The 16,911-nt window shown below is 70.0% G+C and carries 13 protein-coding genes; 8 read left to right on the top strand and 5 right to left on the bottom strand.

Annotated elements, in window-relative coordinates; all coding sequences use genetic code 11:
• Positions 1 to 29 precede the first annotated feature (29 nt).
• Entirely contained in the window at positions 30 to 617 is a 588-nt protein-coding gene (locus KBX50_RS22440) for a TetR/AcrR family transcriptional regulator (protein ID WP_210939513.1), read from the bottom strand.
• A gap of 94 nt (positions 618 to 711) precedes the next feature.
• Between KBX50_RS22440 and KBX50_RS22435 the strand changes: the two genes are divergently transcribed.
• Complete coding sequence (locus KBX50_RS22435; RefSeq protein WP_210939511.1) at positions 712 to 1,089, top strand: DUF4267 domain-containing protein; 378 nt, start codon at positions 712 to 714, stop codon at positions 1,087 to 1,089.
• A gap of 178 nt (positions 1,090 to 1,267) precedes the next feature.
• Positions 1,268 to 3,604, top strand: coding sequence for an acylase (locus tag KBX50_RS22430; RefSeq protein ID WP_210939509.1), 2,337 nt, complete (start codon positions 1,268 to 1,270; stop codon positions 3,602 to 3,604).
• Between the two features lie 102 nt (positions 3,605 to 3,706).
• On the opposite strand, the gene KBX50_RS22425 is transcribed toward KBX50_RS22430, so the two are convergent.
• The 4 genes from KBX50_RS22425 to KBX50_RS22410 form a co-directional block, all read right to left on the bottom strand.
• Entirely contained in the window at positions 3,707 to 4,381 is a 675-nt protein-coding gene (locus KBX50_RS22425; RefSeq protein ID WP_210939508.1) for a hypothetical protein, read from the bottom strand.
• 165 nt (positions 4,382 to 4,546) lie between these two features.
• Positions 4,547 to 6,577: a DEAD/DEAH box helicase gene (locus KBX50_RS22420; RefSeq protein WP_210939507.1), complete on the bottom strand. Its 2,031-nt coding sequence runs from the start codon at positions 6,575 to 6,577 to the stop codon at positions 4,547 to 4,549.
• Positions 6,574 to 7,029 carry a helix-turn-helix domain-containing protein gene (locus KBX50_RS22415; protein WP_210939506.1) on the bottom strand — a complete coding sequence of 152 codons (456 nt, stop codon included), beginning with the start codon at positions 7,027 to 7,029 and terminating at the stop codon, positions 6,574 to 6,576. The genes KBX50_RS22420 and KBX50_RS22415 overlap by 4 nt, the downstream gene beginning before the upstream one ends.
• Positions 7,030 to 7,825: 796 nt before the next feature.
• Entirely contained in the window at positions 7,826 to 8,107 is a 282-nt protein-coding gene (locus tag KBX50_RS22410; protein ID WP_247674235.1) for a GYD domain-containing protein, read from the bottom strand.
• Between the two features lie 296 nt (positions 8,108 to 8,403).
• Here KBX50_RS22410 and KBX50_RS22405 point away from each other — a divergent pair, with 296 nt between their 5' ends.
• The 6 genes from KBX50_RS22405 to KBX50_RS22380 all read left to right on the top strand — a co-directional run bounded on the left by KBX50_RS22405 (position 8,404) and on the right by KBX50_RS22380 (position 16,909).
• A complete protein-coding gene (locus KBX50_RS22405) occupies positions 8,404 to 10,026 on the top strand; it encodes a DHA2 family efflux MFS transporter permease subunit (protein ID WP_210939504.1) in 1,623 nt (540 codons plus the stop codon).
• Between the two features lie 304 nt (positions 10,027 to 10,330).
• A complete protein-coding gene (locus KBX50_RS22400; RefSeq protein WP_307871044.1) occupies positions 10,331 to 11,683 on the top strand; it encodes an AAA family ATPase in 1,353 nt (450 codons plus the stop codon).
• Positions 11,684 to 11,828: 145 nt separating this feature from the next.
• Positions 11,829 to 12,491 (top strand): hypothetical protein, encoded by a 663-nt coding sequence (locus KBX50_RS22395; RefSeq protein WP_210939503.1) that lies wholly within the window; start codon positions 11,829 to 11,831, stop codon positions 12,489 to 12,491.
• A 19-nt stretch (positions 12,492 to 12,510) separates the two neighbouring features.
• Positions 12,511 to 12,771, top strand: coding sequence for a hypothetical protein (locus KBX50_RS22390; protein ID WP_210939502.1), 261 nt, complete (start codon positions 12,511 to 12,513; stop codon positions 12,769 to 12,771).
• Positions 12,768 to 13,175 (top strand): hypothetical protein, encoded by a 408-nt coding sequence (locus KBX50_RS22385; RefSeq protein ID WP_282239867.1) that lies wholly within the window; start codon positions 12,768 to 12,770, stop codon positions 13,173 to 13,175. Before KBX50_RS22390 ends, KBX50_RS22385 begins: the two co-directional genes overlap by 4 nt.
• Positions 13,176 to 13,222: 47 nt before the next feature.
• The gene (locus KBX50_RS22380) at positions 13,223 to 16,909 is read left to right on the top strand and encodes an AAA family ATPase (protein ID WP_210939500.1); all 3,687 of its coding nucleotides are present in this window, start codon (positions 13,223 to 13,225) and stop codon (positions 16,907 to 16,909) included.
• Positions 16,910 to 16,911: the final 2 nt, after the last annotated feature.

The raw sequence follows: 16,911 nt of genomic DNA, 5'->3' as shown, positions 1-16,911 counted from the left end.
CAATGGCCAAGGCCGCAGTCCTGCTCGGCTCAGATCCCTGGCCTTGGCGTGGCGCCGATCTGGGTGACGAGGAAGTCGAGCCGTTCGGCCTGGCCGTTCGGGGGAATGCGTCCGCTCTCGGTCAGAGCGGCTATGCCGTGCAGCGCGCTCCAGGTGACTTCGGCGAAGAGTTCGCGTCGCTGATTGTCCGGGTGGAAGCAGCTCACGAACTCGTCGAAAGCGGCGCGCAATGGCGGCGGCGTCTCGGCGTGCGCGAACTTCACGTCGGTCGGCAGCATGAACATGGCCTGGTAGAGGGCCGGCTGCTCGGTTGCGAACTCCAGGTAGGCGCGGCAGACGGCGTGCAGTGCCGCAGGCGGCACGGGGTCCGTGAGACGAGCACGGCGCAGGCGGGTCGCGAGTTCGCCGAAGCCTTCGATGGCGACGGCCCGCATGATGTCGTCCTTGCCGGTGAAGTGGCTGTAGAGCACCGGCTGGCTGTACTCGACGCGCTCGGCCAGCCGCCGCGTTGTCACTGCCTCCCACCCTTCGGCCTCGGCGAGCTCGCGGGCGGCCGTGATGATCAGCTGGTGGCGCTGGGCGCGTTCGCGTTCGCGGCGTTCGGAGATGGCGGACATGGCCTGATCCTAGCAGCGCTAGACATACTGTCGACGGCAACGTATCGTCGCTACAACATCTAGCGCCGCTAGGTTTCAAGCGAGGGGAACAATCATGCTCAGCAACGTCGCCACCGTGCTTGCCGGACTGGTCGGTGTGGCAGTCATCGTGATGGGCGGTCGCGCCTTCTGGGCACCGCAGGGCGCGGTCGGCTTTGGCATCCCCGACACCCCGACCGAGGACCGGGCCTTTCACGCCTGGCTGTCCGTCAAGGCCGTGCGGGACATCGCCGCGGGGATCTTCATCCTCATCGTGGTGGTCGGCGGGACAACCCACCTGCTGGGCGGGCTCATGCTGGCCGCCACCCTCATCCCCATCGGCGACGCGCTGATCGTGCTGCGCAGCGGTGGGCCCAAGGCGGCCGTCTACGGCATCCACGGCGCTACCGCAGTAGTGATGCTGGTGATCAGCGTGCTCCTGCTCATCGCGTAACCGGTCGCTCTCGTAGCCGGCCGGTTCCACTGATGCGGCGGCCAGGAGCCCCTGCGGGTGAACCCCGGGGCGGCCAGGGAGTGACCTGAGTAAATTTCACCACTAGCGTCGGTCGGGTCTGGACAGACATATCTCTCGGGGGAGGACGTTCCATGTGCCACCACCAGCGAGCCGCCCGATGAGGCCACGCTCACTCATCGCCGCGGCGACCGCCACCGCCCTGATCGCCGCCGGCCTCGCCGTGACCGGCGGGACCGCCGTCGCGCACGGCGACGGCTACTCGGCCCTGATCCAGCGCGCCTCGTACGGCGTACCGCACATCACCGCCCGCGACTTCGCCAGCCTCGGCTACGGCGTCGGGTACGCGCAGGCGGAGGACAACGTCTGCCTGATCGCCGAGAGCGTGGTGACCGTCAGCGCGCAACGGTCCCGGTTCTTCGGTGCTGACACCGACAACGTCGCCAGCGACCTGTTCCACCAGAAGGCGATCGACGACCGGGTGGCCGAGCGGCTGCTCGCCGGGCCGCGTGACGGGGTGCGCGCACCGTCGCGGGAGGTACGCGACCAGATGCGCGGCTTCGCCGCCGGCTACAACGCCTACCTGCGGATGAGGAAAGTCACCGACCCCGCTTGCGCTGGCCGGCCGTGGCTGCGCCCGATCACCGAGCTGGATCTGTGGCGTACCCAGTGGACGGCCATGGTCCGGGCCGGTTCCGCCGCACTCGCCGACGGTATCGTCGCCGCCGCGCCACCCCGGGCGGATGGAACCAGCGCGCCGGTGAGTGCCCCGCAGGCCGCGGCGGTCGTGGCCGCTCGGGACGGCGCGCCGGCCGGGGTGGGCAGCAACGCGTACGGTCTGGGACGCCGCGCCACCACCAGCGGTGCCGGCATGCTGCTGGCGAACCCGCACTTCCCGTGGGATGGCGCGGACCGTTTCTACCGGATGCGGCTCAAGGTGCCCGGCCGGTACGACGTGGAGGGCGCGGCCCTGATCGGTGACCCACTCATCGAGATCGGACACAACGGCAAGGTCGCCTGGTCGCACACCGTCTCCACCGCCCGCCGTTTCGTCTGGCACCGGCTCACGCTGGTGCCCGGCGACCCGACGAGCTACCGCTACGACGGCCGGACCCGGAAGATGACCGCCCGCACGGTCACCGTCCAGACTCCCGACGGCCCGGTCAGCCGTACCCTCTACGACACCCACTTCGGCCCGGTCGTTGTGGTGCCGGGCCGCTTCGACTGGACCACCGACACGGCGTACGCGATCACCGACGTCAACGCCACGAACAACCGGGCGCTTGACGGCTGGCTCGCCATGGGCCGGGCGCGCTCGGTGGGTGAGCTGCGGTCGGTGCTGGACCGGCGACAGTTCCTGCCCTGGGTCAACGTCATTGCCGCCGACCGGGATGGGCGGGCCCTCTACGCCGACCACTCCGTCGTGCCCCGGGTCACCGCCGCGCTCGCGGCCGCGTGCATCCCCGCGTCCCTCCAAAGTCTGTACGCGACAAGCGGCCAAGCCGTCCTCGACGGTTCCCGATCATCGTGTGAGCTGGGTCGGGACCGCGACGCGGCGGTGCCCGGCATTCTCGGGCCGGCGAACCTGCCCACGCTGGTCCGCGACGACTACGTGACCAACTCCAACGACAGCTACTGGCTGGCCAACCCGGCTCGCCCGCTCGTCGGGTACCCGCGCATCATCGGCGACGAGCGGACCGCCCGTAGCCTGCGGACCCGGCTCGGCGTCCACCAGGTGCGCCAGCGTCTCGCCGGCACCGACGGGCTGCCCGGCCGGGGGTTCACCGCCGGCAGGCTGTGGGACGTGACGCTCGGCAACCGGGCGTACGGCGGCGAACTGGTCCGTGACGACCTGGTCCGGCTCTGCGAAGCCCAGCCGACGGCCAGCGCCTCGGACGGCACCACCGTCGAGCTGACGGCCGCCTGCGCCGCGCTCCGTCGCTGGGACCTCCGGGTCGACCTGCGCAGCCGGGGCTCGCACGTGTTCACCGAGTTCGCCCGGGCCGGCGGCCTGCGCTTCGCCGACCCGTTCGACCCGGACGCCCCGTTGACGACGCCGAACCGGCTCGCGGTCGACGACCCGAGGGTGCGTACGGCGCTCGCCGACGCCGTCCAACTGCTCGGCGGCATCCCATTGGACGCCCGCCTCGGCGACATCCAGACCGAACCCCGTGGCACCGACCGCATCCCCATCCACGGCGGCTGGCCGGAGGCCGGTGTCTTCAACATGATCATCAACCAGGTGCAGCCCGGCGTCGGCTACCCGAAGGTGCGGCACGGCACGTCGTACCTGATGGCCGTCGAGCTGGGCCGCGACGGGCCGTCGGGTCGGCAGCTGCTGACCTACTCGCAGTCGGCCAACCCGAACTCGCCCTGGTACGCCGACCAGACCCGGCTGTACTCGGCCAAGGGCTGGGACACCATCAAGTTCACCCAGAAGCAGCTGCGGGCCGACCCGAACCTGGTCACGTACCGGGTGGGGGAGCGCCGCCGCTGACCAGCGCGGTGGGCGGGTGCGGCACACGACCCGCCCACCGCTGTGCTGCTGCGTTGGCCCTGGCTCCGTCCAGAGTGGTAAAGGCTGGTACAAAGCTCTCGACTACATACGTCCTGGAACTTCAGGCGCTGGGAACCAGGCGTCGTCCTCCAGAGCTCCCAGGTAGATGTACGCGGTGCCATCGGCCGTCGTCGCCCGTGGCGCGAAGAAGTGGCAGGCTTCGTTGATGTAAACGCGTCCGCCTGAGTCTCCCTTGAAGGCCGCCAGGCGACGTGCGAGCGACCGGGCTGCCTCAGGCCCAACCTCGTCGGACAGACGCACCTCCCTGATGCGTCGGCCGGATGTCAACTCGTACTTGATGTCTGTCCCGCCGGCGCGTAGCACGTACGGGATTCCAGCGTGGGGGCCGGACCACGAAGCCCCAGGCGTCAGGGTGTGCGGCGGTACCGGCCCGATGACCTGCCCGTCGTAGTCGAATTCGAGGATGTCGTCGTACGTTCCGGCGTAGACGCAAGTGCCGTCCGGGTGTGGCACCAGCACGTCGCGATACTCGTTGATGTAGAAGGCGCCGCCTGGGGTGCCGTTGACCTTCTCTTTTACCTCGTTGACCATCGCAACGAGATCTTCATGGCGATCGTTGGTGAGGAGTTCCTTCTCGCGTGCACTGATCCGGTATACGAGCCGTACCTCCATCCCGCCAGCCAGACTGTGCGTAACCGAATACTTGGCGTCCTTATTGACGTTTGAGGGTGACAGCCCTGGATAGAAGGTAAACATAAGTACCTCTCGTTGGCCCGGAAGTCGGGCCAAGCGGTACCGGCAGCCGTTCCGGGTACGGTGGGGTCGGATGTGAGACTAATGCGCCTCCAAGCCGTCATCTCTGTCGGATAAGAGACACACTCTCGACCTTGCCGCCGTCCGACGACAAGTCCCACCTTGCGGTCACGATGGCCAGGAGAACCCGCCGGGGACGTGGGCGAGGTGGAATCGCTTGCCGCCCTCCACGTACCAGGCTTGTCCTTCTTCGCTCAGGAAGAAAGTGATCCCACGATCGAAGAGTTGACGCCAGTTGTCCAGCACCCGACGGGCATTGGCTACCAAGGCGGCAGGCGCGTCGTCATCAACGCGAGCGAATTCGACAGTGCCGTCCGGACTGCGACGTTCGATGACCCCACCCTGCTTCTGTCGAAGCCGGAAGGACCCACCGGTCTTGTTGGGCGCTTCCACCAGCACAGTACCGGGCTTCAGAAGCGCCGAGTCAACGCTCTCCGCGTGGCTGCCATCTTCGTGCCGCCCCACCTCAGCCTCAAATGGTTCTGCCAACTGCCCCGTCACGTATGGAACGAGCCCTTCCGCGCTGTCACCCCATACGAGAACGAGTCGATGGATCGGTGTGACCCGGAAACGCCCGCCAGGCCTGCCTCGAACCCGCGCGACGAGGGCAGCAACATCTTGTGGATTACTGATTATGGTGCCTGCGCTGTTGGTGACAGTCCCCAAGGTATCGACCGAATACTCCTGGCCGATCATGCTTCCTCTCCAGGCAATCGGCGCATCTGGGCGACGCCGTTGGAGGCGGTCCCACTCCTGCTCCTCGGTCGGTCGTGGGGATGCCGGTGGTCCCGGCATCGACTGTGGCAGTGCGGCGGGGTCGGCCGACCATAGCCAGTACCTGTTAGCCCCCGCGCCGGTCAGATCCGCCCAGTCCTCCTTGGCATAGATCTGCTCGTCAACGGTCTTGGCGACGTAGATCAGGTGCATGTCGGCATGTTTGCGCTGGGCGCTCTCGTCGAAGCGACGTCGGAGGACCCGTCCCAGTGCCTGGATCCGCTGCCGGACACTAGACGTCGACGCGACCGAGATTCCGACGTCGGCCTCGGGGACGTCGATTCCCTCGACCAGGGACTTGACTGACACCAGCACCTGCGCCTCCCCAGTCCGGAACGACTCCAATGCTTCGACCCGCGTTCGATCTCCGAGCCGGGAGTGCTCCAGCGCGATGGAGATGCCCGGCATCGACATGGCAAGTTCCTTGTGGAGCGCCACGGCTTCGCTGACCCGCTCGTGGAAGAGGAGAACTCGCCTCGCCTGGCCCGACTCGAGTGTTTGAGTCAAGATACGTATGACAACCCTGGCCCGGTGAGCCGCTCGGTACAGCAGATCCTTACGACGGGAGGTCGCGGCAATGTATCTCCGCGCGAGCAGGCCGACTTCGTCGCGCCGCTTTTGAAGTTGTTGGGCTCGGCCTATCTCAAGGCCGAGACTCCGCAATTCGTCGCCCAGGTCGTCGACCTGCCTGCTGATTTGGTCGTACTGGCGCTGTTCCTCCGGACTGAGCTGGATGCCGTGGTGGTGGATGTCGTAGTCCGGGAGCCAGCCGGCCAGCCGCGCGTCCCGCAAGGTGAAGCGGTAGACGACCGGGCCGAGATCTCGGCCCACCAGTTGCTCGTCGTACCGGAGTGGCTGCCCCGTGTCGTCGAACTCCTCGCGGTCGGGGGTGGCTGACAAACCCAGCCGATATTCCGCTGGTGTCTCAAGAACCTTGGCGAAAGTGGGCGCGCCAGCACGATGACACTCGTCGACGACGAGCATGAGTGGTTGGGCTGTGCGGGCCAGCGCCGGCAAACGCTTGGCGGCTGTGTTCAGGACGCTGACGACCGCTCGGCATTTGCTGAAATCGTCGTCCCCGCCTGCGCCGAGAAGGCCGATCTCAGGCTGGGTCAGGTTGGTGTACCGCGCGAGGGCAACCTGCCACTGACGGGCGAGTGCCTCGGTCGGCACCACTACGGCCAGCCGGAGGTCGGGGTCTCTAAGGGCGGCGCGGGCTGCGCACACAAGGGCGATGAGAGTCTTACCGCCACCAGTGACGATCTCCAGGGTTCCCCGGTAAGGGCCTGCGGGATAGTTGTTCTCCCAAGCATGCACCGCCTCGGCCTGCCAGTCGGCAAGGGTAAATCCACATGTCGTGATCATCGGTCGTCCCGGTGTTCTTCGTCCAGGGCTCGGCGAACTTCGTCCCGGATGAGCCTGGGCAAAGACGTTCTGGCCCACGCTGCCAACTCTGCCCGTACCGTTGCGGCGACAATATCGGCCAGTCTTCCCATCTGTTCGAACTCCGGGTCGCTGATACTCCTCGCTTCGTTCGAGTTCGATGGGTACGCTGTCGGCCCCTGTCCCGTCGTCCTGCGTTGGCCGACGGGAGCGGGATCGTAATCGGCCCGTTCCAGGAGTTCTGCCTGCGACAGTTCGAGGGCTCCGGCGAGCTGGCGTAGCGCCTTCGCGGAGGGCAGCTTAGTGCCGTTCTCCAACTCCGAGAGGTACGGGTAGCTGAGCAAGGCCCGCTCCGCGACCTCCTTGCGCTTGAGCCCAAGCTCGGCGCGTCTGACCTGGATCGCCCGTCCGAGCCCGCCTGGTTGCTGGTCCATCTGTGCTCCCCTGGCGTAGTTGTGAGGACGCTGTTGACAAACCTATGCCAGCAGCGTAATAATTCTGCCCTGGATCAAGTCATATCACGTCAAAGCAGAAGGAATACGCCGGTGCACAAGCTTACTAGGCTTCAGAAGCGTCAGGATATCGCTATTGGCGTACGCCGCTGGCGAGCCGCCCCTCGTCCCGCACCGCGTGGTGGGGTGCCGAACCTATCCGTGGTTCGGCTGGTCGCTCGGAACCGCCTGCTCCCTGGAGTGCTCGTTTGGGCGCGGGTGCCGTTCGACGACAAGGCCCAGTACAAGATCCGGCCGGCGGTCGTCCTGGGCCTTCGAGGGTGGAACGTGGTGATCCTGCCGTGCACTAGCTCAGCTGCCCGTCACCGGCACATCGAACGGCCGGTGGAACTCCTCGACTACGAAGGTGCCGGGCTGGGACGTCCTACCGCTGTACGTCCGAAGGCGCTCGCTGTGGCTCACGTTGACGTCCTCGATGTGATCGGGGAACTCTCCGAGCTAGACCAGGACCGCGTCCTTCGTGCTGCCGTCGTTTCCCATATCAGCGCCTAGGCCAAAACACGCGCCCAGCGGGATCGGTTTCGCTGGGCAACCTGGTGGCGATTCTGGGCTGTTCGATCTGCAGTTAATTGAAGTAGCCGACGGCAGCCCGAGAGGAGACCATCATGGCGAGGTTGAGCGGATCAGCGAGTACTGAACGCCGACCGCGATGGGCTGATGCGGTGGGCGAACTACTGGTAGGCCACTGACCGGTGGTGTCAGACCATTTGCCCCCGTGCTATGACCGGCCGGGCGGTTGGTAGGTGATCGGTAGCCGGACGGCGGCGTCGATCTCCGCCGTGGTGAGCAGCGGCACGATCCGGGCGTCGACGCCGCCTGCCGCCCGCACGGCGATGCCGAGCGCGGCGGCGGTGAGGTTGTCCGGCACCTCGCAGAGCACGTACAGGTCGAACTGGCCGAACGCGTAGTACACCGCCTCCACCTGCCCGCCGGCGTTCTCGATCAGCGCCTCGATCACCTCGGCCCGCGCCGTACCGCCTTCCTTGGCCAGCCCGGCCATTCCCGGAACCGTGTAGATCGCTGTGACCAGGAACTTCGCCACGCTGGCACCACCTTCCCCGCCGCCGCCCGACCCGGTCGCGCCTACCCGCTCTCCGCCCGGTCACGCCTTGCGGCACAAGATCACCGTGGCCGTGCTCACAGAAAGCTCTGCTGGTCGCTAAACGGGCGGCGAAGTGTCGTTGGCGGGGGCTACTGTGCCGTGCGGGCTTCACCACCGCCGTCGCGCTGGTCAGTGGGCGCCACGTCGGCCACCACCGCTCGTCCTCCCGGACAGTTCCGACAACAGGAGACTTCGTGACACAGCAATCCGTCGCGGCACCGCAGCCTGTCCCGACCTCGGACAAGCTCGACGCTGCGGTACTCAAGGTGGCCGGCGTCGTCGTGCTCGGTGCGCTCATGTCGATTCTCGACGTGACGGTGGTCAGCGTCGCCCTGCCGACGTTCCAGAGCGAGTTCGACGCCTCGTACGCCCGCGTCGCCTGGACGATGACCGGTTACACGCTCGCTCTGGCCACGGTCATCCCGCTCAGCGGATGGGCCGCGGACCGGTTCGGCACCAAACGCCTCTACATGATGGCCCTGGCGCTGTTCACCATCGGCTCGGGCCTGTGCGCCACCGCCGACACGATCGGCGAGTTGATCACGTACCGGGTCCTGCAGGGTCTCGGCGGCGGCATGCTCATGCCGATCGGCATGGCGATCATGACGCGGGCGGCCGGCCCGAACCGGATCGGCCGACTGATGGCGGTGCTCGGCATCCCGATGCTGCTCGGCCCGATCGGCGGCCCGATCCTGGGCGGCTGGCTGATCGACGTGGCGAGCTGGCACTGGATCTTCCTGATCAACCTGCCGATCGGCATCGTCGCGCTGGTGTACGCCCAGCTGGCCCTGCCGAAGGACAGCCCGCAGCCCTCCGAGTCGTTCGACTTCCTCGGCATGCTGATGCTCTCGCCGGGTCTCGCCCTCTTCCTGTACGGCGTCTCCACGCTGCCCGAGGCCGGCACCTTCGCCGACGCCGAGGTGTGGGGGCCGATGCTGGTCGGTGCCGCACTGGTGGTGGCGTTCGTCCGCTACTCGTTCAAGCCCCGGCACCCGCTGCTCGACCTGCGGCTGTTCCGCAACCGCAGGCTGACCATCGCGGCGTTGACCATGTTCGTCTTCATCATCGCCTTCATGGGCGCCGGCCTGCTGTTCCCGAGCTATTTCCTCCAGGTACGCGGTGAGTCGACCCTGCACGCCGGCCTGCTGATGGCCCCGCAGGGCATCGGCGCCATGGTCACCATGCCGATCGCAGGCATGCTGGCCGACAAGGTGCCGGTCGGCCGGACGGTGCCGTTCGCGCTGCTGCTCATCCTCGCCGGCTTCTTCACCTTCACCCAGCTCGACGCGGACACTTCCTACGTGCTGCTCTGCGGCTCGCTGTTCGTGATGGGCCTGGGCATGGGCGGCACGATGATGCCGATCATGACGTCGGCGCTGAAGACGCTGACCGGGCACGAGGTGGCCCGAGGTTCCACGCTGGTGAACATCCTCCAGCAGATCGGCGGTTCCGTCGGCGCCGCGGTGATGTCGGTGATCCTCACCAACGAGCTGAACGGCTCCCGGCAGATCCCCGGCCTCACCGACGAGAACGGCAACCCGGTCACCGAGGCCGGCCTGGCGATCGCCGCCCAGCAACGGCCGGAGCTGGCACAGCAGCTTCCCGACCCGTCACTCATCGAGCGTGGGCTGGACTTCGCCGCAAACTCCTTCGCCACCACCTTCTGGGTGGCGTTCGCCCTGGTGGCGGCGACGTTCATCCCGGCCGCGTTCCTGCCCAGGCGGCGCGAACGGTCCCACCTGCTCGACGACCAGCCCGGCGACCAGCCAGGTGACCAGCCGGGCGACCAGCCGAAGATCCCGGTCATCGTCCACTGACCCGCGCCACCCCGTCGCGGCTTGCGGCCACGTCGCGGCGTTGCCTCCTCGCGGCGTGGCCCCGTCGCGGCTTGCGGCATGTTGGGGCTTCCGGGCGGCCGGTGACCCCGAGATGCCGCAACTCGTGACTGTCGCCGGGCTATGGGCGTGACTGTCGCCGGGACGGTGGGGCGTCACCGTCGCGGGGCCGTAACCCGTGACTGTCTCTGGGGCGGTAGAGCGCGACTGCCGCCGGGGCGGCAAGGGGCGGCAAGGGTCAGCGCGGGACAGGGCAGCTGGCGGTAGGGTGCGGCCGGTGGGGAAGATCGGGTTGACGCCGGAACTGGCGGCACCGCCGGGACTGGCGGTGCCGCCGGCGGTCGAGGCCGAGCGGGTGATCGCCGCCGTGCTGGCCGACCTGCGGTCGGGCGAGCATCGGGGCGTGGTGGTCGACTCGCCGCCGGGGGCCGGTAAGTCGACTCTGGTGGTACGGGCCGCCATCGAGCTGGCGAGCACCGGCGAGCCGCTGATGATCATTGCGCAGACGAACGAGCAGGTCGATGACCTGATCGACCGGCTCGCCAGCAAGGCGCCGCAGGTGCGCCTCGGGCGGCTCTCGGCGGGTGACTACCGGGCGTCGCCCCGGGTGCGGGCACATGCGCAGGTACGGGTTGCCGCGAAGGTCACCGACCTGGCCGCCTCGGCTGTGGTGATCGGTACGGCGGCCAAGTGGGCAACTGTCACCGAGGGCTGCTGGCCATGGGCGATCGTGGACGAGGCGTACCAGATGCGCTCGGACGCCCTGCTGCGCGTGGCCGGCAGGTTCGAGCGGGCCCTGTTCGTGGGTGATCCTGGGCAGCTCGATCCGTTCTCCACTGTGGAGAGTGGCCGGTGGGCCGGGTTGACCTGGGATCCGATGCAGTCGGCGGTGGCGGTGCTGCTGCGGCACAACCCGCACCTGCCGGTGCACCGGCTGCCGGTCTCCTGGCGGCTGCCCGCCTCGGCGGCACCGGTCGTGTCCCGGGCGTTCTACCCCTTCACCGGCTTCCGTTCCGGCACCGGCCCGGACGAGCGGGCCCTGCACCTCACCGAGCCCGGGTCGGGTGACGCCGTCGACCGGGCTGTGGAGTCGGCCGCCGCCACCGGCTGGGCGCTGCACGAGCTGCCGGCCCGGCACACTCTGCGTACCGACGGGGAAGCTGCCGCCGCGTGCGCCGCGCTCGCGCTGCGGGTGCTGCGGCGCGGGGCGGTCGCGGTTTCCGAGCAGGCGCCCGGTGGCGCGCCGGTCACCGCGGACCGGATCGCCGTCGGCGCCGCCCACCGTGACCAGGTCGCGGCCATCCGGGCGCGGCTCGGCGAGGCCGGTGCGGACGTCACCGTCGACACCGCCAACCGCCTCCAGGGCCGGGAGTACGACGTGACGATCGTGTTGCACCCGCTCTCCGGCCGACGCGACGCGACCGCCTTCCACCTGGAATCGGGGCGGCTCTGCGTGCTCACCTCCCGGCACCGGCACGCCTGCCTGGTGGTGGCCCGCGCCGGAATCGGCGAACTGTTGGACGCCCATCCCTCGACCGAGGCGCCGCAACTGGATGTGCCGGTTCGGTTCCCCGACGGCTGGGAGGCCAACCAGGCGATCCTCGCGCACCTCGCCGCAGTGCCCCAGCCGCCGGATTGACCAGCGGCGACGGCATGCAGGATGAACGGATTCACGCCGTCGTCGATCACCGGGATTCGTGTCGGCGTCCCGATACAACCGTGATTCAGATGATCTGTCGCCGTCTATAGCGTGGGATGCCTAGGCCGTCGGAGAAAGGCGGACCATGTCATCCCCATCTGTTTCGTTGTCCCGGCGCGGGCTGCTCGCCGGCACGGCGGTCGCCTCGGCCGCAGCCGTCACCGCAACCGTCGTCACCTCACCCGCCGGGGCGGCCGTCCCGGTCCACGCGGCAGCACCGGCGGTCATCCGTGACGGAATCGCCACCGCACGACTGGCCGCACCGGCGGCCCTGCAACCGGACCTGCACGAGCGGCTGGGCGCCTGGCTGGCGTTCTGGTCGGCGAATTCACCGCATCGCTGGAGCGTCCCCGTCGAGGTGGTCGGCGTGGCCGACGCGGCCGGGGCGACGTTCACCCTGCGCGCCGTCCGGGTGGTGGTGGACGATCGGCCGCTCGACGCGTTCCTCGCCGGCCGAGCCGACCGCGCGCACCTGGGCACCCTGGCCAGCCTGCACCACCACTTCGGCCAGGTGACCGTCGCCGCCGACGGTGGGCTGCGCGTGGTCGACGCTACGGCCGGGTTCACCGGCTCACCCGAGCAGGTCGCCTTCGCGGTCGCGGCGTGCCGCGAGCTGTGGGGCGTGCGTACCGCCGGTGCCGCCACATGGCGTCACCAGGTGGGCCGTCTCGACGCCGCCTCCCGTTCCGGCTGGGCAGCCTTCACCCGGGCGGCACTGCGGCGCGGGCTACGTACCGACACCTACTGAACGAACCGGAGGAAACACCATGGCACGCCACGAGTTCCGTTTCGTGGTCGACGGCGTCGACCTCACACCCGAGCAGCAGAGCCAGATCGCCGGTGAGATCCAGAAGGCCGGCCTGGCCGCGCTCTCGGTCGCCGGTACCAAGCTCAGCAACCCACTCGCCCTCGGCCACGCCAACCTGCGGCTGCGGCCCGAGTGGTACGGCCTGTGGGTGATCGACGGTCCGTTCGCGCAGGACCTCGGCGAGAAGATCAACGACATCGGCTTCTGGTTGCAGAAGTGACCCGACCGCCGCAGGGACCGGCCCCGTCGGGGGAGCGGATGTGCCCGAGTACGCCCGCGGGCAACGCCACGGTCTTCCTCGGCATGATCACTCCGGCGGGCCGGGTCGCGTACGTGACCCCGGCCCTGCCGGCCGAGGTGGCCGTCGCCGCAGCGGCGGAGGCCGACGCCCCGGTGGAGGCGCGCTACCGGCTCGCCGGTCCCTGCGTCACCAGCCAGTGCGGCTTCTGGACCGGTGATCACTGCGGCCTCGGTGAACGCCTCGTCGCGTCGTACGCGCAGACGGTCGGCGAACCGGAGGTGGAACTGCCCCGCTGCGCTATCCGGCGGACCTGCCGCTGGTTCGCCGAACAGGGGCCGGCCGCCTGCGCCGCCTGCGCTCACGTGGTCACCGACGCCCGCTGAGCCGCGACACCCCGGGGTGTCGGTCCGGTCGGCTACCGTCGGTTGCCATGGGCGTGCGGGCGGGCGGATTCATGATCGGGCGGGATCATCCGGCCGGTCTGTTGCGGGCTGAGGTCGACCGGGCCACCGCCAGCCACGGCGGGCTGGTGCTGGTTGCCGGGGAGCCCGGCATCGGCAAGACGACCCTGGTGACCGCCGCCGCCGAGGAGGCCCGTCGACAGGGCGCACTGGTGTTCGGTGGCGCCTGCTGGGATTCGGCGAGCGCCCCCGGCTACTGGCCCTGGGCGCAGGTGTTGCGCCGGCTGCGCCGGTCGCCGGAGGACTGGGCGCTGGCTCGGGAATCCGCCGAGCCGGCGCTCGCCCTGCTGCTCGGTGAGGCGAGCTCGCTCCTCCCGGGGGCCGCCCGCGGCGCGGCGGGCTCTCCGGTGCCGGACATCGCGCACGACGCGGCGAACTCTTTGTCGCCGGCTGGTGTCACCGACCGGGGCGACGCGGCGGAGCAGGAGGCGTTCGCCCTCTACGACGCGGTCACCACCGCGCTGGTCGCCGTCTCGCAGCGCCGGCCGGTCATGGTGATCCTCGACGACCTGCACTGGGCCGACGCGGCGTCGATGCGACTGCTGCGGTTCGCCGCCCAGCACACCTGGTTCGAGCGGCTGCTGCTCGTCGGCACCTATCGTGACGCCGAGGTGGAGGCCGCCGACCACCCGCTGCGGCCGCTGCTGATGTCGCTGGTGGCCAAGGCGACCACGATCAGTCTCACCGGCCTGACCCGGGACGAGGTCGGCGAGCTGATGACCCGCACCGCCGGTCGGGCGCCCGATGCGAACTGTGTCGACGACGTGCACCGACGCACCGGCGGCAACCCCTTCTTCGTGGAGCAGACCGCCCGGCTCTGGCATGCCGACGGCGGGCTGGCCACCATCCCTCCCGGCGTACGGGAGGTGGTGCGGCGGCGGCTGGACCACCTGCCCGCCATGGTGGCCGACGCGCTCACCGTCGCCGCCGTGCTGGGCCGGGAGTTCCACGGCGAGGTCCTCGCGGCCAGTGTCGGTCTGCCGCCGACCCGGGTCGGTGAGTTGCTGGAGGTCGCGGTCACCGCGCGACTGCTGCTCGGCCTGGGCGACGGCCGCTACGCCTTCGTGCACGACCTGGTCCGCGAGACGCTCTACGACGCACTGACCGAGGACGACCGCAGAGCGCGGCACGCCGCCGTGGTGCGGGCCGTGGAGGAGCACGACACGCTGGACCGGTTGCTGATCCCGGCGGATGTCGCCCGCCACGCGTGGCTGGCCGGTGCCCACCTGGACGCGTTCCGGGTCACCGAGTTGCTGCTCGACGCGGCGCGGGACGCCAGGTGCCGGCTGGCGCTGGAGGAGTCGACAGTCCACCTCCGGCGGGCGCTGGAGGTGGTCCGGGACGACCTCCAGCGAGTGAAGATCATGACGGCGTTGACCGATCAGCTCTTCCACTGCGGCGCCCGGGAGGAGGCTCGCCAACTGCTCAGCGACGCCACGGCGTTGGCCCTGACCGTCGACGACCAGGCGACGCTGGCCCGGTTCGCGCTCAACGTACGTCGCCACTGGCAGCTTGAGCCGGTACCCGGCATCGACGGCGAGGCGTTGCTGCGGGAGGCGTACCGGCGGCTGATCGGCGAACCCGACGACAGCGCCGGGCCGGCCGTCCTCGAAGCAGACCTGATCACCGCCACCGAGACGCTCGCCCGGTCGACGCGGGACGACGAGGCGCTCACCTTCAGCCTGTGGGTGCGACACGACTCCACCTGGGGGTTGGGCACCGCCGCCGACCGGGCCGCCCTCACCGGCGAGATCCGCGACGTCGCGCGTCGCAGCGGCGACCGGGAAACCGAGCTGTGGTCCACCTCCCTGCGCTGGGTGGCGTTGCTGGAACTCGGCGACCCGCGCTATCTCGACGAACTCACCGCCTTCGTCACCGGTGGACGACAGACCGGCAAGCCCCGGCATCAGATGGCGGCGGCCATCGACGGCGGCATCATCGGCGCTTTCCGCGGCGACTTCGCCGGTGCCGAGACGTGCTACGCCGAGCTCGGTGAGCTGGACGACTGGGAACACGCCGACCATGCCTTCCTCGGCCACCATCTGCGCTGGGCGTTGCAATTGCTGCGGGGCCGGCTCGACGACGCCGACGCGCTGCTCGACGGGCTCGCCGCGACCGATCATCCGCATCTCGCCCTGCTGCGGGCGATCACGGCGGCCGAGCGCGGTGACCATCGCACGGCGGCCGACCTCAGCGCGGAGCTCGAAGCCTCGGGCACCCGGTTCGCCGGGTCGATCTCGCCGATGTGGTTGCGGTTGCGCGCGCAGGCCACGCTTGCCGATCCGAGCCGCTGCGCCGAGATCCGGGCGGCGCTGCTGCCGTACCGGGGCCAGTGGCTCGTCTCGTTGTACGGCTGCGACCTCAGCGGCCCGGTTGATCACTGGCTCGCCGTGGTCGACGTCGCCGAGCAGCGTTGGGACGACGCCGTCGCCGGTTTCTCCGCCGCCCGTGCCGCCGCCGACCGGATGGGTGCCCGCCCGTGGTCACTGATCGCCCGGGCCGCGCTCGCCGACGCCTTGGCCGCCCGTGGTGGCCCGGGTGACGCCACGAGCGCCGCTGCTCTGCGTGCCGAAACCGAGCGCGAGGCCCGCGAACTCGACATGCCGCAGATCCTGGCCCGACTCGCCGCCGCTTCGGTCCCGCCGGCCACCGAAGAACCCGATCGGTCCGCCGAGACGAGCCCGGCGGCCGGTTCGGCCACGGCCGGTGGGGCGGCTGCCGGTTCGGCCACAGCCAGTTCGGGGGCGGCGGGTTCGGCGATGGCCGGTTCGGGGGCGGCCGGCCCGGCGACTGCCGGTGGAACGGCGGCGGGGGGCACGGCCACAGTTGACGGGGCGGCGGCGGGCTCTGCGGTGGTTGGCGGGGCGGCGAGCTTGGTGGCGGGGTCGGCGGGGGGTGCGGCCACGGTTGGCGGGGCGGCGAGGCCGGCGGCGGCAGACCGGGCCACGGCTGGCGCGGCGACGGCGGGCCCAGCGGCAGCTGGTACTGCGGCGACGGTCACGGCGGCTGGCCCGGTGGCGGGAGTGGCCGCGGGCGAGTGGGGGTCGGGCGAGTCGGCGGTGGGGTCGGCGCCAGCCGGGACGGCCGGCAACGGTGGCGCGGTGGGACCGGCGTACGAGTTCCGGCGCGACGGTGCCGTCTGGCGACTCACCTTCGACGGCAGCACGGCTCACCTACCCGACGCCAAGGGGCTGCACGACCTGCGACTGCTGCTCGGCAGCCCGGGCGTCGACGTGCCCGCGGTCGAGCTGCTCGACCCGGCCGCCGGGCCGGAACTCGTCGCCGCCCGCCGGATGGGCGGCGATCAGGTGCTCGACGACGAAGCGAAGAACCGCTACCGGCGCCACCTGGCACGGCTCGACGACGAGATTGATCTGGCGGCCGGGCGCGGCGACGAGCGCAGGGTGGCGGCGCTGGACACTGAGCGGCAGGCGTTGATCGACCAGTTGCGGGCCGCCGCCGGGCTGGCCGGTCGTACCCGTCGGCTCGGTGACGAGGCGGAACGGGCCCGCAAGACGGTCACCGCCCGCATCCGCGACACCCTGCGGCGGCTCGACCAGCGGCACCCACCCCTCGCCATCCACCTGCGTGCCACGGTCTCCACCGGCACCGCCTGCCGCTACCTACCCCCCACCCCCCTCCCCTGGCACCTCTAACC

The organism is Micromonospora sp. C51, assembly GCF_018070435.1.
GTDB classification, from domain to species: domain Bacteria; phylum Actinomycetota; class Actinomycetes; order Mycobacteriales; family Micromonosporaceae; genus Micromonospora; species Micromonospora sediminimaris.
This window is presented reverse-complemented; position numbering and strand designations above follow the sequence as displayed.